The sequence below is a fragment of the Peptoniphilus phoceensis genome (genome assembly GCF_001517665.2).
Classification (GTDB): Bacteria; Bacillota; Clostridia; order Tissierellales; family Peptoniphilaceae; genus Peptoniphilus_A; species Peptoniphilus_A timonensis.
On sequence record NZ_LN999809.1, the window covers coordinates 605,870 to 624,589 of the forward strand.

16 protein-coding genes are annotated in these 18,720 nt (G+C 28.8%); 5 read left to right on the forward strand and 11 right to left on the reverse strand.

The genetic code is table 11. The annotated features are described in order from the left end of the window. The first annotated feature begins 12 nt into the window (after nt 1–12). Nucleotides 13–1,824, forward strand: coding sequence for a translation elongation factor 4 (gene lepA, locus BN3657_RS07130; protein ID WP_062552353.1), 1,812 nt, complete (start codon nt 13–15; stop codon nt 1,822–1,824). Continuing rightward, nucleotides 1,811–2,950, forward strand: coding sequence for a radical SAM family heme chaperone HemW (gene hemW, locus BN3657_RS07135; RefSeq protein WP_062552354.1), 1,140 nt, complete (start codon nt 1,811–1,813; stop codon nt 2,948–2,950). The genes lepA and hemW overlap by 14 nt, the downstream gene beginning before the upstream one ends. Nucleotides 2,951–3,046: 96 nt before the next feature. Here hemW and rpsT read toward each other — a convergent pair whose 3' ends face one another. The 3 genes from rpsT to BN3657_RS07150 all read right to left on the reverse strand — a co-directional run bounded on the left by rpsT (nt 3,047) and on the right by BN3657_RS07150 (nt 6,660). Then, nucleotides 3,047–3,316 (reverse strand): 30S ribosomal protein S20, encoded by a 270-nt coding sequence (gene rpsT / locus BN3657_RS07140; RefSeq protein WP_019138395.1) that lies wholly within the window; start codon nt 3,314–3,316, stop codon nt 3,047–3,049. A gap of 85 nt (nt 3,317–3,401) precedes the next feature. Then, nucleotides 3,402–4,415 (reverse strand): DNA polymerase III subunit delta, encoded by a 1,014-nt coding sequence (gene holA / locus BN3657_RS07145; protein WP_019138396.1) that lies wholly within the window; start codon nt 4,413–4,415, stop codon nt 3,402–3,404. After that, the gene (locus BN3657_RS07150) at nt 4,387–6,660 is read right to left on the reverse strand and encodes a DNA internalization-related competence protein ComEC/Rec2 (RefSeq protein ID WP_062552355.1); all 2,274 of its coding nucleotides are present in this window, start codon (nt 6,658–6,660) and stop codon (nt 4,387–4,389) included. Before BN3657_RS07150 ends, holA begins: the two co-directional genes overlap by 29 nt. A gap of 75 nt (nt 6,661–6,735) precedes the next feature. Between BN3657_RS07150 and BN3657_RS07155 the strand changes: the two genes are divergently transcribed. Continuing rightward, the gene (locus tag BN3657_RS07155) at nt 6,736–8,343 is read left to right on the forward strand and encodes a hypothetical protein (protein WP_062552356.1); all 1,608 of its coding nucleotides are present in this window, start codon (nt 6,736–6,738) and stop codon (nt 8,341–8,343) included. A gap of 155 nt (nt 8,344–8,498) precedes the next feature. Here the strand turns inward: BN3657_RS07155 and BN3657_RS07160 are convergent, their stop codons facing one another. From BN3657_RS07160 to BN3657_RS07195, 8 genes are all read right to left on the reverse strand, one after another. After that, nucleotides 8,499–9,053 (reverse strand): DUF6648 family protein, encoded by a 555-nt coding sequence (locus tag BN3657_RS07160; RefSeq protein WP_062552357.1) that lies wholly within the window; start codon nt 9,051–9,053, stop codon nt 8,499–8,501. Between the two features lie 103 nt (nt 9,054–9,156). Beyond that, nucleotides 9,157–9,582: a hypothetical protein gene (locus BN3657_RS07165; protein WP_019138401.1), complete on the reverse strand. Its 426-nt coding sequence runs from the start codon at nt 9,580–9,582 to the stop codon at nt 9,157–9,159. Then, complete coding sequence (locus tag BN3657_RS07170) at nt 9,579–10,487, reverse strand: TIGR01212 family radical SAM protein (RefSeq protein ID WP_062552358.1); 909 nt, start codon at nt 10,485–10,487, stop codon at nt 9,579–9,581. Before BN3657_RS07170 ends, BN3657_RS07165 begins: the two co-directional genes overlap by 4 nt. 8 nt (nt 10,488–10,495) lie before the next feature. After that, nucleotides 10,496–10,831 carry a DUF1292 domain-containing protein gene (locus BN3657_RS07175; RefSeq protein ID WP_062552359.1) on the reverse strand — a complete coding sequence of 112 codons (336 nt, stop codon included), beginning with the start codon at nt 10,829–10,831 and terminating at the stop codon, nt 10,496–10,498. Between the two features lie 13 nt (nt 10,832–10,844). Then, entirely contained in the window at nt 10,845–12,299 is a 1,455-nt protein-coding gene (locus tag BN3657_RS07180) for an aminoacyl-histidine dipeptidase (RefSeq protein ID WP_062552360.1), read from the reverse strand. A 48-nt stretch (nt 12,300–12,347) separates the two neighbouring features. Next, nucleotides 12,348–13,679 carry a GTP pyrophosphokinase gene (locus BN3657_RS07185; protein WP_062552361.1) on the reverse strand — a complete coding sequence of 444 codons (1,332 nt, stop codon included), beginning with the start codon at nt 13,677–13,679 and terminating at the stop codon, nt 12,348–12,350. A gap of 7 nt (nt 13,680–13,686) precedes the next feature. Next, a complete protein-coding gene (locus BN3657_RS07190) occupies nt 13,687–14,436 on the reverse strand; it encodes a peptidylprolyl isomerase (protein ID WP_062552362.1) in 750 nt (249 codons plus the stop codon). 73 nt (nt 14,437–14,509) lie between these two features. Beyond that, a complete protein-coding gene (locus BN3657_RS07195) occupies nt 14,510–15,241 on the reverse strand; it encodes an acyl-[acyl-carrier-protein] thioesterase (RefSeq protein ID WP_062552363.1) in 732 nt (243 codons plus the stop codon). Nucleotides 15,242–15,520: 279 nt separating this feature from the next. Between BN3657_RS07195 and glmS the strand changes: the two genes are divergently transcribed. Further along, nucleotides 15,521–17,347 (forward strand): glutamine--fructose-6-phosphate transaminase (isomerizing), encoded by a 1,827-nt coding sequence (glmS, locus tag BN3657_RS07200; RefSeq protein WP_062552364.1) that lies wholly within the window; start codon nt 15,521–15,523, stop codon nt 17,345–17,347. Nucleotides 17,348–17,426: 79 nt separating this feature from the next. Further along, complete coding sequence (locus tag BN3657_RS07205) at nt 17,427–18,674, forward strand: hemolysin family protein (protein WP_187363628.1); 1,248 nt, start codon at nt 17,427–17,429, stop codon at nt 18,672–18,674. Nucleotides 18,675–18,720: the final 46 nt, after the last annotated feature.

Consider the following 18,720-nt stretch of genomic DNA (forward strand, 5'->3'; position numbering starts at 1 on the left):
GGAGGTAAAAATTTGAGAAATCAGAAAAATATTAGAAATTTTTCAATAATAGCACACATTGATCACGGAAAATCTACTCTAGCAGATAGATTAATTGAATCTACAGGTATGCTAACAAAAAGAGAAATGGATGAGCAAGTTCTCGACTCTATGGATCTTGAACGTGAAAGAGGAATTACAATTAAATTAAAGGCAGTGAGATTAATTTATAAGGACGATAGAGACGGTCAAGAATATATTTTAAACTTAATTGACACTCCAGGTCATGTTGACTTTAATTACGAAGTTTCTCGCTCCCTTGCTGCTTGTGAAGGTGCAATAGTCGTTGTCGATGCTGCCCAAGGTGTGGAAGCACAAACTCTTGCTAATGTTTATCTTGCCATAGATCAAAACCTTGAGTTAGTACCTGTAATTAATAAAATAGACTTGCCTAGTGCAAGACCTGATGAAATTAAAGAAGAAATTGAAGATATTATAGGAATAGACACTGAAGGAATTCCTCTTATATCTGCTAAGGAAGGAATTGGAATAGATGATGTCCTACATGCAATTGTGGATAAAGTTCCTGCCCCAAGTGGAGACCACGATGCACCACTAAAAGCTTTAATTTTTGATTCTTTTTATGATTCTTACAAAGGTGTAGTTTGTCATGTAAGAATTATAGACGGCACTGTTAAACCTGGTGACGAAATTAGCATGATGGCTACAGGAAAATCCTTCGAAGTTGTTGAAGTTGGTGTTACATCTAATGGCCATATTCCTCTTGACTCTCTAAGTGCTGGTGAAGTTGGTTACATAACTGCTTCTATTAAAAATGTCAAAGATGCAAGAGTCGGTGATACAATAACTTTAAAAAATAGAAAAACTGAAGAACCAATGCCAGGTTACAAAAAAGTTGTACCTATGGTATTTTGTGGAGTTTATCCTGGTGAAGGCGAAGAATACAACAATGTTCGTGAAGCCTTAGAAAAACTTCAAGTAAATGATGCCGCCCTAGATTTTGAAGCAGAAACTTCTGTTGCCCTAGGATTTGGTTTTAGATGTGGATTTTTAGGTCTTTTGCACATGGAAATTATTCAAGAAAGACTTGAAAGAGAATTTAATTTAAATATCGTCACTACTGCCCCATCTGTTATTTATAATGTCATGAAAAAAGATGGAGAAATGATTTCAATTCAAAATCCATCAAATCTTCCTGACCCAACAGAAATTGAATTTATGGAAGAACCTATTGTAAAGGCAGAAATAATGACACCAACAGATTATGTAGGTCAAGTTATGGAACTTTGTCAAAATAGACGTGGTGTCTTTAAAGATATGCAATATCTTGAAGAAACAAGAGCTCTTATAACTTATCACATGCCACTTAACGAAGTTATTTATGACTTTTTCGATGCTTTAAAATCAAAAACTCGTGGCTATGCTTCCTATGATTATGAACTAATTGGATATGAAATTTCTGATCTTGTTAAATTAGATATTTTAATAAATGAAGAACTTGTTGACGCTTTTTCACTTATTGTCCACGAATCTAATGCCTACACTCGAGCTAGAAAAGTTTGCGAAAAATTAAAAGATGTAATACCTAGACATCAATTTGCAGTTCCTATTCAAGCAGCAATTGGAAATAAAATAATTGCCAGAGAAACTATTCGTGCCCTTAGAAAAGACGTACTTGCAAAATGTTATGGTGGAGATATTTCAAGAAAGAGAAAACTTCTTGAAAAGCAAAAGGAAGGAAAGAAGAGAATGCGTACTGTGGGTAGTGTAGAAATTCCACAAGATGCTTTCTTATCTGTATTAAAATACGATGAAGACAAATAAAATTTCAGTTTATATTCATATACCTTTTTGTGAGAGTAGATGTCACTATTGTGACTTCTGCTCTTCTCTTTTAAATGAGGAAAATGTAAAGAAGTATTTTGAATATCTAAAAAAAGAAATAAATTTACAAGAAAAATTTTTAAAAGATAAAATAATTGATACAATTTTTGTTGGTGGAGGAACTCCTTCGTCTGTTGATTCAAAGTATATAACAGAAATAATGGAAAAATTATCCAATTTTCAATTTTCTAAAAATATAGAAATAACAATAGAATCAAATCCAAATTCACTTACAAGAGAAAAAGCAGAAGCTTATTTTTCTTCTGGCATAAATAGGATATCCATTGGTGCGCAATCTTTTAATGATGATATTCTAAAAAGAATTAGAAGGATTCACAAGTCCACCGACATTTATAAAGCTATAGAAAACGCAAGATCAGCAGGCTTTTATAATATTAATTTAGATTTAATGCTCGCCCTACCCGATCAAAAATTTTCTGACATCAAAAAATCTCTTGAAGAAATAAAAAAACTTGACCTTCCCCATATTTCTTATTATTCACTTATTTTAGAAGAAAACACAAAACTATTTCTGGAACATGAAAAATCTCCTCTTAGCTTCCCCACAGAAAATGAGGACCGCAAAATGTATCACTATGTAGTTTCTGAACTTGAAAAGAACGGTTTAAAACAATATGAAATTTCTAATTTTGCAAAAAAAGGCTTTGAGTGTCGCCACAATATGACCTATTGGAAATTAAGAGATTATATTTCCTTTGGCTTGTCAGCTTCATCAAATATTGGAAATAAAAGATACACAAATTATTATTCTTTTAAAGACTATTATGAAGCTCTTGATAGAGGAGAAAATCCCATAGCTTTTTCTGAAAATCTTACAAAAACTGATAGGATGAATGAATTTATAATGATGGGATTAAGACTTAATTCTGGTGTAGACCTAATAGAATTTGAAAAAAAATTTAAAGAAAACTTTTTAAAAACTTACAAAAGAGAAATAGAAAAAAATATTAAATCAAATTTAATTTTATTAGATGGCGACAAGATTAGACTTACTGATATGGGACGCGACCTCTCAAATCAAGTTGAACTAGACTTCTTTAGATAAATTAAAAATTTTAAAAAAATAAGAGGTAGAAAATTAACTACCTCTTTCTCTTTATTATAAAAAATAAAAAGAGAAACTTTCCCGGGAAAATTTCTCTTAGCCAGCGATTTTGCTGTTTAGCTCCTTAGCTAGTCGACTTATTTTTCTAGAAGCTTGTTTTTTGTGAATAATATTTTTATTAGCAGCTTTCTTTAACTTTTTATCTGCAACGATAAGAAGTTCTTTTGCATCGTCAATTCTATCTTCTTCAATTGCGATTCTAACATTTTTAACTGCGTTTTTCATTTCAGTTCTAATTGGTTTGTTGTTTTCAGAATTTCTTTTAGCAACATCAATTCTTTTGATAGCTGATTTAATATTTGCCATTATTTCACCCCCATATTTAACACTTTTGCTATTTTACCATGAAATTTAAATCATTGCAAGATATTTTCACCAAGTCTTGCAAAAACTAGAAGTCATTGCAGTATTTTATAATTAAAGTTTCCATAATAACTTTTTCATCAATAGAAGAAGTTTTGAAAAGTTCGTCAGCTTTTATAAGTTCATCATAAAAATCAATTAAAAATTCTTTAGTAAAATTTCTTTCCTTCATTTTTATTTTTTTGTCAAATTCAAATTTTGATACTTCCATCTTGTTCATGATTTCAACTTGACTCATGTTTTTTTCTGATAAAATCTTATAGAATAAGAAATTTTTTACCTGCCTAATTATCATAGTAAATATTTTAAGAGAAGCTTCTGATAATTTATAAAGATTGTGAAGTTCTATAATGGCAACTTCTGTGTTCCTATTCATCATAGCATCCAAAAACCTAAAAATATTTGTGTCTATATTTTCTGTTATAGAACTACTAATATCTTCTCTTGTAATTTTTTTGTCCTTGGCATGAGATGCAATTTTATCCATTTCTGTTTTAAGATCCAAAAGACTTACATCTTCGTTCTTAGAATTGTAGCCACTTTCTTCAATAAAAAGTGAAACTTCGCTAGGCTTTATATCTTTTCCCTTCCTTATAAAATAACCCTTAACAAAGTTATTTAAATCAGGCATACTTAACTTGGCAAAGTCCATATCCCTATCTTTTTTATGAAACTCTTTATAAAACTTTGTAGTCTTTTTTAAATTTCCAGTGTCCCAAAAAATTAAAATTACAAAATCAGATAGATTATCTAAAAAATCATAAAAAGAATCTTTTAAGTCATTTTCACTTAAAAAATCTACAAGGTCACGAACAAGGACAATTTTTTTATCATTCATCACTGGATAAGTCTCACAAGCAGAAATAATATCCTCTACTTTTGCTTCACTACCCTTAAATTTTGTGTAGTTAAAAGCCTCTGTTCCCTTTACATATTTATTTAATAAATATCCCACAGCATTTTCTATTAAATATTTTTCTTTTCCGAAAAATAAATATGCCCCACTGTGATCTTTATCTCTGTAAATCTTTTTGTAATTCATAGTTTTTCCTCGCTGTAAAATATAATAAACTTGTATTTAAAATAATTAAAATCATTTCAAGTTTATAATCTTTATCTCTATTATTTTTTTCAATTTTAAGTCTATCTTTTAAAATCTTAAAATCCACTTCCCCATCTCTTGAAGTGACATAGTATATGATATCATGATTTTCTAAATTATCTAAACTTTCTTTGTGTGGATGACCATAAGAATTATTATAAGCTGCAGAAATTACAGCAAATTTAGGCTGAATATTTTCTAAAAATTCATCACTTGTAGAAGTTTTTGAACCGTGGTGAGCGACTTTTAATAAATCAACTTTTGTCTTTATTTCTTTCTCAGTTTCAGCTGATATGTCCCCTGGGAAAAGTGCCTTAAATCCCTTGTGATTTAATAATAAAACCATGGATTTGTTGTTTTCATCTTCCCTATCTTTATTATCCAGAAGAACTTCTAAACTTGTGTCCTTAAAAAGTTTTAATTTATCTCCTTTTTCAAGCAAAACTAAATTTGAATAATCCTTTATATTTTTCAAAATTTCCTTATTTTCAGGTAAGTGGTTTATAAATACATTCTTCACCTTGTAATTTCTTAAAATTTTTTCAAGATTTCCCGCATGATCTTCATCAAAGTGAGATATAAAAATCCCATCTATATTTGAAACTCCCCGCCAGTTCAAACTAGGAAATAAATATTTTTCTGCAATATTATTTTTATATCTAGCTCCACCTGTGTCAATTAAATAATTTTTGCCAGCATAAGAAATAATAGCACCATCACCTTGATCAACGTAAAGCTGACTTATTTCAAAGGTATTTAAATCAATAAATATTCCAAATCCTAAAATAATAAAGGCAAAAAAAGAATATATTTCTATTATTTTTAAATTAAGTTTAATAATTTCATCAAACTTATGTCTATTAATTATTAAAATAAGAAGTAAGTAATATAGAAAAATATAGTCAAATTTAAAAGCTTTCAGTGATAAAAATATGCTACCCTTTGATATGATTAAACTTTCAAGTCCATAACTAGCATTCATTAAAATATTTAAAATTTTTCCAATTATTCCTGAAAAAATTCCAAGACCCATAACAAAAGCAAAAGAGATAATAATAGAATAGATTGGAACAATTATTAAGTTGGCAATAAAAACAAATAGTGAAAACCCTGAAAAATAATAATTAATCAGTGGAAAAACAGAAATCAAGACCGATAAAGTAACTAAGAAAGACTTTGCTACAAATCCACTACTTGAAAATTTGCTAGAAAGACTTGGATAAACAAATACAAGCCCAAAAATAGCTCCATAGGATAAGAGTAGTGAAATAGAATAAATAGCCATAGGATTTATAAATAAAATTAAGCTAAGACTTAAAAAGAAAATATCTTTTATCTCTAAATCCCTTTGCAAGTAGATGTTTCCCTTGTATAAAAAGAAAAACAAAAAGGCACGAACTGCAGAAATCGAAAATCCTATTGCCATTATGTATAAAAATAAAATTACTGTCACACAAAAATCTGTAATTTTCTTATTCTTGATAGTATTTTTAAAGAAAAACTCTATAAGAAAGGCAATAACTCCAATATGAAGACCAGAAACAGCAAGCAAATGACTTATGCCAAGACTATTAAATCTATCTCTTTCAGCTGAATCAACTAAAGATTTATCTCCTAATACTAGTGATCCCAAAAGTCCGGCATTCCTATCATTTAAATTTTTATTAAAAAAATATTTTGCCCTATCCTTAAATATATTTGTAAATTTGTAAATACCACTAGCTTCAGAAATCACTTCATAATTTTTGATTTTACCAATTAGATAAATTCCTTGAGACTTATTATTTTTCTCGTAGTCAAAATTCCCCTTATTCATAGCAGGAAGAGCTGGATAAAAATTTCCACTTAATTTGTAGTAGCTTCCTCTATTTAGTTTTTCATAAACAAGAATTTTTGTCTTAAATTTTTTTGAATTTATCCTATCAGTTTTAATAATAGATTTGTTTTCATAAGCTGACACAACTTTTCCACTTATATTCCCATCAAAGGGCTCTAAATCATAATCTCTAAAATTATAATTTAAAATTACAAGAAAAATAAGCAGGGGTAAATATAAAAATTTTGTCCTGTTTTTCTTTGATAAAATGTATAAAGTCAAAAATAATATAATAAGTCCATTTAAAAAATAGGACTTTATGTAAATTGAAAGTATAAGTCCAGAGATTATTGCCACAAATAAATACATAGACACCCCTCTTTATTATATATCTTTTTAAGGCGATGAACCATGAAATATGATAATATATTAGAGGAGGTAATTATGAATTCAATTTACAAAAATCCTTACAAGAAAAAATATAAATTAGAAATAATTGATAAAATAAATCGTGACGGAATTACTTATGGAAAAGTTGAAAATCAACCTTTCTTCCTTGGTAGCGAAAGAGTTGACAAGGATGAAATAAAAATAAATGGTGAAGATCCAATTTTTTTATCAGGAAATAAAAACTATTTTAAAATTGATGAAGAATCCAAAAGTGTAGAAATAGAAATAGCTTGGAAAAATAGATTATTACTTATGCAAGAAAATCTTGGAAATGCTCTTGTTAGACATTTCCTTTTAGCAAATACTAACATTGAAATCTTAAACTATAAGGTCCAAAAAAATTCTTCTTATATAGATGTTTCTGCAAAAGATTTTAAATTTATGACTGCCAAAAATATTGAATCTCTAGCAAATTATGCAGTTTTTTCAAATTTAATTATAGAAAATTTTGAAGATCACATTTCCATCGAAAGACTTGCAGACATTCCCTATGAAGGTCCTGCCTTGACAAGGACTGGAGAAATTGGCATGATTTTAATTTCTTCTGTTGAAAAATTAAACTCAATGCTTAGACTTACAATTACTTCTGGAGAAAATGCCTACAAGTTGGCTCGTAATTCTCTAAATACATTGGATAATATGAAGATGTATCTCAATAGTGATAGCATAGATTCTGTTTTTTCTGACCTTAAAAAATTAAGATCTAATCTAAACTCTTCAAGAAATTTAGGTAAATCCCATGAAGAAGTTAAAGTTTTAGAAAAAAGTTTTAAAGAGGACAAAATTAATAATTCAACTAAACTTTCAGAATCTTTTGATGATAAAAATTCCAATAAAAAATCTTCAGAAGAAAATAAAAACTCTTTAAATAATTTAGAAAAAGAGAATGTTCCTGAGAATAAAAATAAAGAGTTAAAAAAAGAAATTAAAGAAGATAAATATGATTCTAAAATCTTTCACGAAAAATATAAACTTGAATCTTTTAAGAATCTAAATAAAAAAATAAAAGCCCAAAAAGAAAAAAATAATTCAAAGAATTATGCAAAAAAAGAAGAAAATTATGATTCTCAATATTTTCACAAAAAGTACAAGCTTGAATCTTTTAAAGATTTAAATAAAATGATGGATTCCAAAAAAGAACAAGAAAAACTTGATGATAATAGATCTATGGGAGAAAATAAAAAAAGTACAAATTCTTTAGATAATGATAAAACTCATAAAGAAGAAGAAAAATCTCCTATATTTTATCAAGTTGTGGAAAGCTTTAAGGCTTTTTCCACTGAAGTTTCAGGTTTAAATTATATCTATAAAGTTTTGGAAGATGTAAATTTAAATGAGCTTCGTGAAGTTTCAAATTATATCTTAAAAGATAGGGACTTTATACAAATTTACGGAATAAAAAATGGAAACAACTCTAAAATATTAATTCTAAGATCTCAAAATTTAAATTTCGATTTAAAGAAAATCTTCGTAAAATTAAAAGAACACTTCTCCTATTCTGGAACTGGCAATATGTACACATTAGATATAAACTGCCAAGAAAAAGATTTAAAGAGAATTATGGAATCCTTCTTAATTGAAATAAAAAGAGAAGCAAAATAAGCTTAAAATTTAATAAAAAAGAGAGACTCGATAATGTGTCCCCCACCATTTGACATAGAGTCAAAAAATATCTGTTAGAGATTTACTCCCCCAACAGATATTATAGAGTCAAAAAAAGACTGACCCAGATTCATTCTGTTTCAGTCTTTATTTTTTTAATAATATTTTTCGTTAATATAGTGATCTATTATAGATGTCTTCATACCTTCATCAAAAATATTTTCTTCTTGAAGGACTTTCAAAAGCCACTGAGCTTTTGAATGGAAAATAGCCTCTTTCTTATCTTCTAAAACTATTTCATATAGTTCATTTCTAAGTGTCTTTGATTGACACTTAATAAAATAGGCTTTAGTATTCCTAAAATCCTGAATTTTTAAAATACTAAGGACAGACTTGTCTTTAAGATGATAGTATTTATTTGTAAGATTCAAATAATAATTGTAGTATTTTGAATGTTTTTTTGTATTTCTTACATCCTTTGATAGGGCCCTGTAATATTTTGCCATAACGTTATAATATTGGTAATTATACATTCCCTTTTCATAGGAGTCTACTTTTATATAGGGTCTTGCATTTCTAAGAGCAAAATAATCAAAATTCTTTTGTAAAAATTCCCTTTTCGTCAGGTCTCCATTAGTATATTGCATAATTAGAAAGGACCTGTGTTCAAAAAAATCTTCAAATACTCCCTTTTTTTTCTTATACTCCACGAAGCACCATTAAATCACACTAAGAACTATTGGGATTACCATTGCAATTACAAGTAATAAAGCAATAATTCTAACCATTGTTTTTCTATCCACTTATAACACCTTATTTACCAGTTACTTCAAGACAATTATCCTTTAAAGTTTCAGGCATGTCTTCTTTTAAATAGTCAACATTTATAAAAATTTCTTTATTTTCTGCATCAGGAATTTTAGAAATTTTATTGTAAAGATGTTCTAAATCTTCGATGTTAAGATTAAGAACTTTATAAATTCCATCTACATATATTTTGTGTAAATCATAATCCATTGCAAGAAGTCCACAGATAAAACCGTAAAAACTTTCAATTGAATTTAGTCTGTATTCTGTTGCATTGATAAGTCTTACATTATAGTCTAAGCTAAAAATGTGATCATCATCAACTTCTACGAAAGCAATATTTCCATCGCCCTTTTTCATGTCTTCATTTGCGTTGTCAATTAACCATCTTGTTTTTCCAGAGCCTTTGCTTCCTAAAATATACTTTATCATAGTAATTCTCCTTTCAGTAGATCACCTTGAGTGTATCCATTTTCTTGCATCTCATTTATAATATCGTCTCTAATTTTCCACCAGGAAGTATTCCAGTTGCAGAAGAGAGAGTCTTCATAAGGTGCTCTTCCTATTATTCTTTCAACTATTATATCATCTTTGAGATTTCTTAAAAAGAGTATAACTTTTTTCTTGTAATCTTCTAAAGAAATTGGTTCTATTTCTCCCTTTTCATACATATTACCAAGAGCTGTTCCCTTTAGGATATAAAGAGCATGAATTTTGACTTCATCAACGCCAAGCACATTTAAAATTTTTGCACATTCAATAATATCTAAATCATCATCCCATGGTAATCCAATAATTATGTGAGTGCAAATATTTAAATTTCTTTTTTTTAGTTTTAAAGCTGCATCAATAAATTCAGCAAGTCCATGTCCCCTATTTAATTTTTTTAAGCTGTGATAATTAGGAGTTTGGAGTCCAATTTCAAGAGTCACAAAGTAATCCTTACTCAATTCTTCTAAATAATCTAAATGAGCCTTTGGAAGATAGTCTGGTCTAGTAGAAATGCTAAGACCAACCACATCTTCTATTAATGATTCTTCGATTACTCTTTTGAAATCTTCAAAGGGCATGTAGGTATTGGTGAAATTTTGAAAATAAGCAATGAATTTCTTTGCTTTATATTTCTTCCTAATGTGGGCCATATTCTTCAGAAGTTGTTCTCTAACAGTGCCTTCACTATTTTCAAAACTTCCGCCTTCTTCGCCACAAAAAATGCACCCACCAAATCCACAAGTTCCATCTCTATTTGGACAAGTTAAATCAAGTTTAACTGGAAGCTTATAGACTTTTTCGCCAAACTTGTCTTTTAAAAAATCCGAATACTTTCTATAAGTCATATAGAAAATTATTCTTCTTCGTCGTCAAAAATTTCTTCGAAAGTTTTTGAAACTTTTTCAAATTCTTCTTCACTTTCAATTGTATCAAGTTCAACTTCTTCTTCGTTTATTTCCTTGTACTTATAAATAAATACATCTTCGCCATCTTCTTCATTTTCTGGAAGAAGTGCAATATATTCATTTCCTTCACATTCAAAGATTCCAAGGACTATACATACCATTTCACTATCATCTTCTAAAGTAAGAGTTAGAGTTTGGTAGCCTTCTTCGTGATCATGGTCGTGTCCACAACCACATTCACAGTTTTCATCGTGTTGGTGTAGGTTTTTTTCTTCGTTATTCATATTTCCTCCAAATTTATTTTAATTTTTCTAATATTTTTATTAAGAAATCAAATACTCTTTCAGTTGAAGAAATAGAAAGATGTTCGCCAGGTGCGTGAACTCCCTTCATATTTGGTCCAATAGAAAGCATATCTATATCCCCTATTGTTTCAACAAAAATTCCACATTCAAGTCCAGCATGAATTGCTTCAAGCTTAAAATCTTTGCCACTTACTTCTTTGTAAGCTTCCTTTGCTACTTCTCTTAATGGAGAATTTTCTTTATATTCCCATGCAGGATATTTTGCAATAATTTCTACTTCTGCTCCAAAGGTTTTTGCAGCAATTTTATTTACACTTCCTATATATTCCTTGTGAGAAGATACAGAAGATCTTATATTTGAAATAATATTTACATTATCTTCTTTATTTTCAATTACACCAACATTTACAGATGTTTCTACTAATCCGTGAATGTTTTTACTCATTGAAATAACACCATTTGGCAATAAATTTAAAAGATTAACAATTCTATCTCTTAAATCACTTGTAAGAGCTTTTTCAAAGGACTCTTTGGATTTTTCAAAGTTTATCCTAACATCAGGATCCACTTTTCCAAGTTCAGTTACAAATTGCGAATTTAATTCAACAATTAAATCTTGAACTTCTTTTATGTCTTCTTCTTTTACAGCAACTAGTGCTCTTGCATATCTTGGAATAGCATTTGGTTTTGCTCCACCTTCAATTTCAATTAAATCACCATCAACTGTTTGGAACAATCTATAAAGGCTTCTTCCCAAGATTTTAACAGCATTTCCAAGACCGACTTGAATTTCTTGTCCAGAGTGTCCACCTTTTAATCCATTTACAATAACTTCATAAAGATTTTTATCTTTATCAAGTTCTTTATATTCTTTTTTTAACTTAATGAGGTCTCTTTCTGCTCCTGCACAAGAAATGCATCCAACACCTTCAGTTTCAGAATCAATATTTAATAATCTCTTAGAAGTAACCATTCCCTTTTCAAGATTTCCAGCACCAGTCATTCCACTTTCTTCATTAACTGTGAAAAGTGCTTCAATCTTTGGATGTTTGTAGTCGCTAGATTCTAAAAGAGCAAGTGTCATAGCAACAGCAATTCCATTATCTGCACCAAGAGTTGTTTCACGAGCTATTATATAGTCGCCATCTATTTCATATTTTATTGGATCTTTTGAAAAATCAATACTACATTCAGGAGTTTTTTCACAAACCATGTCCATGTGACCTTGTAAAATTATACTGTCTACATCTTCATAGCCTTCTGTAGCTTCTTTAACTATTACAACGTTACCAATTGCATCAGTTCTATATTCCAAATTGTGATCTTTCGCAAAAGAAACTAAATAATCTCTTATTTTTTCTTCTTCACAAGAACATCTAGGAATTTTTGTCAATTTATCAAAATAATAAAAAGTTCTATTCTCTAATAAGCTATCTTTTTTTTCCATTTAAACCTCCTAGGTCTATTATACATAAGAACTAATAATAATTACAGTTTAAAAAGTATAATTGTCTCTAAATATTTTCATCATTTTTCCTGTAGTTTGGGCATCAGACTTGTCAATTTCACAAATTACTGACCTAAATTTATTTAGAGAAGTGTCCATTAAGAAATCTACAGAAGGTTTTTTTCTAAATTCATCAAGCACAAGGGATAATGATTCTATTTCAAAATCATCGCACTCTTCTTTAGTAAGATTCTTATTTTCACAAACTTGTCTAAGCTCACTGCTATATTCATATCTCACAAAAATAATAAATTCCGTAAAAATCTCACTATAAGATTCTTGTGTCATTCTCTTTAAAATTTTAAATAAAACATTCCAATCCAGATCACGATTTAGAACATTTCCCAAAACTTCTGTCAGTCCTCTTGAAAAATTGTCATAATATTTAGGATCTTTTTGAAATACTATATATTCTTCAAAGTCCATTTCATTTCCAGAAACAGAATTCACCTTGTTAATTAAATTTATAAAATTTTCTCCATAACTTAAATCCTTATTTTTAGATGATTTCATAAATAAAAAATCAACAACAATATCCGTTATAATTCTTATATTTATAAAAATACCTAATTCTTCGTGGATTTTTGTTGTAAAAACGTCGTGAAGAATTTTTGATAAAAGTTTTTTTAGTTGACTTTCTGCAGAAATAGTCTCAGAAGCATCTTGTTTTTTTACATGGTCGTACAAAATCATAAGTTGCTTGTCAATCATCTTCAAATTGTCATTGATTGAATTCATTATTTCTCTAAAAAAACCTTCAGTTATAATGTAATTGTAATTTTTGTAAAGAAGCTTGTGATCAATTTCACCCCAAAATACATTTACAAAGGATTTGATTTGTAGCTCGAAACAATAAATATAAGACCCTGTGTCATATTCTCCATCGAGTTTATACATTGTGAAACCATTTGCAAGTGTTTGAGGTTGGGGGTCATCAAGCTTTAGACTAATCTTTTTGTTTTTATTAGACTTATAATAACCCCTGTCTGATTTTATCGTAAAATCTTCAATTATTTTTTTGTACAAATCTTCTTCATCTTTTATGAAACGACACTCAACTCTAATGCCAACTAAATCTTGAATGTAATTAAATCCACTAACAGGATCAGGAAACCTCATGAAAAAATTTCTTCTAATTAGTTTTTCACGAAGAGATTCCTGTGTCTTGATTCTAGTGGTAATATTAGTAAGTCTATCATCACCGATAAATAAATCTGTAAAATACTTTTTAAGCTCTTTATTAACTCCCGCTAATTCAATTTTGTGATAATCAAAAAGATTCATTACATCATCGATGTAATTAAAAAGCTCAAGTTTCATAATTCACCTAAATATTCATTTTTACTTCGTATTTATCTTTTAATTCTGTGATTTTTTCGTTATAAATTTCTTGTTCTTTTTGTCTTCTCACTTGTGCAGCAATTTTATCTTTTACTTCATCAAAAGAAAGTTTCTTTGCATCATTTTTTTGATTAATTTTTATAATGTGATAGCCAAATTGAGTCTTAACAGGCTCTGTAATTGTTCCAACTTCATTTTCAAAAACAGCATCTTCAAATTCTTTTACCATTTGTCCTTTTGTGAAAGTTCCAAGATTTCCACCTTTTTCCTTTGATGGACAAGTTGAACATTCTTTAGCAAGTTCTTCAAAGCTTTCTCCATTTTGGATTTTTTCATAAATTTCTCTTGCCTTGTCTTCTTCTTCAACTAATATGTGAGATGCATCTGCAGATTCTGGTTGTATGAAGGCTTCTTTATTTTCTTCATAGAATTTTTTTATATCTTCATCAGTAACTTCAGCAGTAGCAAGAAGTTTTCCAAGTGCATAAGTTTTAAGCATGCTTTCCTTAGTTTTTTCTACAACTTGTAAAAATTCATCATCTTTATCCATGCCCTTTTCCATTGCATCTTCATATAATAAGGCTTGATAAACAAGTTCATTTACTACATCTTTATTTAATTCTTCTCCGCCAAAATATTGTTTTAATTGTGGATTTAGGGAGTCAATAAATAAGTTGTAGTCAACCCCTGTTATTTTCTTGCCATTTACTTCTGCTAAAATTTTATCTTTATCCATTATTACCTCCGTAATTTATCTCGAATAATATCTTTTCTATAAGTATGTTAACATTTGAATATTATTTTTTCAACTAATATGAGCTTTCATATTTAGCAGATACTCTCGCATAAATTTGGCTTTCGTCTCGACTTTTAAAGAAGAAATAAAAATCAAAATTATCCTTGTAAACATCAATTATTATTTCATCATCTACTTTTATTTCTTTCATATAATTTATATTTATTTCACTAAAATTTATATCAGAAAATTTACTTGGCAAAGCCTCATAAATAAGTTCAAGATATACGCTGTTATTAACATGATCATTAAAATCAATATCCCTTCTAAGGGCTTTATAGGAAAATCTATTTATAGGATCTAAGTTTTCTGGTTCATTTACCCTTTTTATGTTTTTAAAAAATTTATTTTCACAAACTCCATATGCATTTGCTATATCTTCTGGAATTCTACTTGCTTTTCTCTTTTCCAAATCAATTAATAAAAATATAGATGATGCTTCCAAGATTTTTTCATTACCAGCATAAATTTCAAATTCACGAAAAGCATTTATATTTCTAAAACCACTTGCCCAAGTCTTTACTTTAATTTTTTCAAAGGATTTTGCTTTTCTAAAAAATCTTATCTTCCACTTATAAATCATCCAAGTATATCCCATTGAAAGCAAATACTCATTAGATAGTCCACAATCTATTGAATGATAATTTGAAGTTTCAATTAAGTATTCAATAATATTATTTGTTGTAAGTTCTCCATCTTTACACAGAAAATCTCTTACAGTATATTCTTTACAAAAAATGCTCATATCTACCTCCATTACAATTTTAACATAATTCTATATCTAAATTCCTCATATAATCCAAGCTTCTTTATAAGTTTACATTAAATAGACAGTATGATAAAATCAACTGAAAGAGACAAAAATAATCTAAGCGCCTGATCCTATTTGGATGACGAGGAATGGAGTTATCGAAAATCGGCGGATGCTCCAGAGGTTTCACAGCCTAAACATTTTACAAAAAATAAAAGTAATTTTATAACAAAATAAATGTAGTGAGTCTCTAAAATATTTGGAGGTAGAAATATGTGCGGAATAGTTGGATATATTGGAAAAAATAATGCAACGAAATTAGTACTAGAAGGTCTAAAAAAATTAGAATACAGAGGCTATGACTCTGCTGGACTTTCTTTTATAAAAGATAATAAATTAGAAACATTTAAAAAGAAGGGCCGTATAAAGGTCCTAGAAGATTCTTTTGATCAAGATGAATACGCATCAAAGGTTTGTATTGGCCACACAAGATGGGCAACTCATGGTGAACCTAATGAAATAAATGCTCATCCTCATTTAAGTACAGATAAAAAGATTTCTGTTGTCCACAATGGAATTATTGAAAATTATTTGGAACTTAGAAATCAATTAATAAAAAAAGGACATAAATTCCTTTCACAAACTGATACAGAAGTAATTCCAAATCTAATTTCTGATAATTACAATGGAGATATTCTAGAAGCTGTTTTTAAATCAACTGATATTTTATCAGGTGCTTACAGCCTTGGAATCATAGATGAAAATGAAGCAAATAGACTTATTGCTGTTAGAAATTCTTCTCCGCTTCTTTTTGCAATTTGTGATGACGGATATTTCATAGCTAGTGATATCACTTCTGTTATAGAACACACTGATAAAATAATTTATCTTGAAGATGGTGATATTGTCGATATGAGAGAAGATTCTTACACTATTTACGACAAAAATCACAATAGAGTCGAAAGAGAAATTACTAAAGTTGAAATTTCTGCATCAGATGCATCAAAGGAAGGTTACGATCACTTCTTAATTAAAGAAATTCACGAACAACCTTCTATTTTAAAAGAAGTTATTTCTATTAAGCACAATGATTATAAGATTAATCTTCCAAGCGAAGGAAGTTTATCACTAGAAGAACTTAAAAAAATAGATAAAATTTTTGTAACAGCTTGTGGAACTGCTTTCCACGCAGGAGAAGCTGGTAAATATGCCATAGAAAATCTTGCAAAAATCCCTGTAATTTCTGAAATCGCATCTGAATTTAGATATAAAAATATGTTTTTAGATGACAAGTCCCTTGTAATCTTTGTGTCCCAATCAGGTGAAACAGCTGATACTCTTGCAGCACTAAGAGAAGCAAAATCACTTGGAGCAAAGACTCTTGCAGTAACAAATGTTGTTGGATCATCTATTTCAAGAGAAGCAGATAAGGTTATATATTGTTATGCTGGACCAGAAATATCTGTAGCATCAACTAAGGCATACACAACTCAAGTTATTTCACTTTACTTCTTGGCAATGGATATAGCTCTTAAATTAAATAAAATTTCTCAAGATGAAGTAAAAGATATAATAAAAAATATGGAAAAACTTCCAGACCAAATTGAAGAAATTTTAAAACACAAAGAAGAATTTAAAGAAATTGCAGATTCTATCAAAAATTCAAAGTCAATTTTCTACACTGGAAGATCTCTTGACTATATAACTGCAAAAGAAGGTGCCTTAAAGCTAAAGGAAATTTCTTACATTCACACAGAAGCTTTCCCTTCTGGCGAATTAAAACATGGATCAATTGCTCTTATAGAAGAAGGCACTCCAGTTATATCAGTTGCTCTTCACAGCAAAATATTAGATAAAACTGTATCTAATAACCAAGAACTAATTGCCAGAGGAGCAAAAGTCATTTCTATAGCTCAAGAAGGAAATGAATTCGTAAAAGATTCATCAGATGAGATAATAGAAATTCCAAAGACAATTGATTTATTGACACCACTTCTTGCAGTAATACCTGAACAAGTAATTGCTTATTACACTTCTGTATTACTTGGAAATGATGTAGACAAACCTAGAAACTTAGCAAAATCAGTAACTGTTGAATAAATAAAGGCTGCCGATGGGCAGCTTTTTTAGATTTTATTTTTATTTTTGGGGTATAAAATTTAAAATGGAGTTGAATTATATGATTGATTACATATACCTTTTATTAGCCCTTGTGGCAATGTATTTTTCCTATTTATTTACCCTAATTGAGAATGCCTACTTGGCCCTTGGCTCTGTAAAACTTTCAAAATTAGAAGATTTAGAAGTAAAGAATATTTCCATTATTAAAAAACTTGTAAAAAAAGAAAATATTTATTCTTCTACATTAATCTTAGATTATTTTTCCAACTCACTTGCAATAATTTTTACTAGTATCTTCTTTTATAAGATATTGGGAAATCTCGGCATAGTTCTTGGAGTTTTAATATCCACAATTAGTGTAATAATTATTGGGGAAAGTTTGCCAAGAAATTTAGGCAAAAAAAATTATGAGGAAATTGTTCCAAAATATGCTAAATTTTTAAATTTTTTTATTGCTTTTTTGAGACCTTTTTCACTTTTCATAACTTTTTTATCTCAATCGATTATTAAGGTTGTTATAAAAGATAGAGATTACAAGGCACCACTAATAACTGAAGATGATTTAATCGATGTTATGGATTTGGGTATAGAGGAAGGAATTATAAATGAAAATGAGTCTAAGATGATTCAAAATGTTATTGATTTTAAGGACAATTATGCTAAGGACATTATGACTCCGAGAACAGATATTGTTGCTATTGAAATTGATGAATCCTATGAAGATATTATCAAAAAAATTTCTGAATATTCTTATTCCAGGATGCCAGTTTATGAAGATAATCTAGATAACATTGTTGGAATTTTAAATGTTAAAGATATTTTTCACATGGATAGATCAAAATCACTTGAAGAAAATAAAAATTTCTTTAAAAAACCTTTCTTTACCTTTGAATATAAACCAACAGGAACACTTTTCTCTGAAATGAGACAAAATAAATTATCTGTTGCTATTGTTACAGATGAATATGGCGGAACAGAGGGCATGATAACTTTTGAAGATATTTTCGAAAAAATTGTGGGACAAATTTCTGACGAGTACGACACAGAAGAAGACGAAGACATAATAACTATCGCTCCAGGAAAATATCTAATAGACGCCTCAGTCAACATTGACGAAATAAACCAAAGATTTGGAACAGAACTTGAGTGTCAAGAATTTGATTCTCTCGGTGGATATATCATCGAAAATATAGATAGGTTTCCAAAATTAAATGAAGTAATAAAAATTGATGATTTAAATTTTACAATTATTAAAAAGACAAAAAATAGAATAGAAAAAATACTTGTAGACTTTCCTAAAAAATAAATGCAAGAAAAAAATAAGAGATTCGCCATTGAATCTCTTTTCTTTT

Excerpts from the sequence above, each read along its gene's own strand:
- holA (WP_019138396.1), bottom strand. The coding sequence starts at position 4,415 with ATGAATTACAAAAAGATTTACAGAGATAAAGATCACAGTGGGGCATAT.
- BN3657_RS07180 (WP_062552360.1), bottom strand. The coding sequence starts at position 12,299 with ATGGAAAAAAAAGATAGCTTATTAGAGAATAGAACTTTTTATTATTTT.
- BN3657_RS07195 (WP_062552363.1), bottom strand. The coding sequence starts at position 15,241 with ATGAGCATTTTTTGTAAAGAATATACTGTAAGAGATTTTCTGTGTAAA.
- BN3657_RS07165 (WP_019138401.1), bottom strand. The coding sequence starts at position 9,582 with ATGATAAAGTATATTTTAGGAAGCAAAGGCTCTGGAAAAACAAGATGG.
- glmS (WP_062552364.1), top strand. The coding sequence starts at position 15,521 with ATGTGCGGAATAGTTGGATATATTGGAAAAAATAATGCAACGAAATTA.
- BN3657_RS07185 (WP_062552361.1), bottom strand. The coding sequence starts at position 13,679 with ATGAAACTTGAGCTTTTTAATTACATCGATGATGTAATGAATCTTTTT.
- hemW (WP_062552354.1), top strand. The coding sequence starts at position 1,811 with ATGAAGACAAATAAAATTTCAGTTTATATTCATATACCTTTTTGTGAG.
- BN3657_RS07190 (WP_062552362.1), bottom strand. The coding sequence starts at position 14,436 with ATGGATAAAGATAAAATTTTAGCAGAAGTAAATGGCAAGAAAATAACA.
- BN3657_RS07175 (WP_062552359.1), bottom strand. The coding sequence starts at position 10,831 with ATGAATAACGAAGAAAAAAACCTACACCAACACGATGAAAACTGTGAA.
- BN3657_RS07205 (WP_187363628.1), top strand. The coding sequence starts at position 17,427 with ATGATTGATTACATATACCTTTTATTAGCCCTTGTGGCAATGTATTTT.
- rpsT (WP_019138395.1), bottom strand. The coding sequence starts at position 3,316 with ATGGCAAATATTAAATCAGCTATCAAAAGAATTGATGTTGCTAAAAGA.
- BN3657_RS07155 (WP_062552356.1), top strand. The coding sequence starts at position 6,736 with ATGAATTCAATTTACAAAAATCCTTACAAGAAAAAATATAAATTAGAA.
- BN3657_RS07170 (WP_062552358.1), bottom strand. The coding sequence starts at position 10,487 with ATGACTTATAGAAAGTATTCGGATTTTTTAAAAGACAAGTTTGGCGAA.
- BN3657_RS07150 (WP_062552355.1), bottom strand. The coding sequence starts at position 6,660 with ATGTATTTATTTGTGGCAATAATCTCTGGACTTATACTTTCAATTTAC.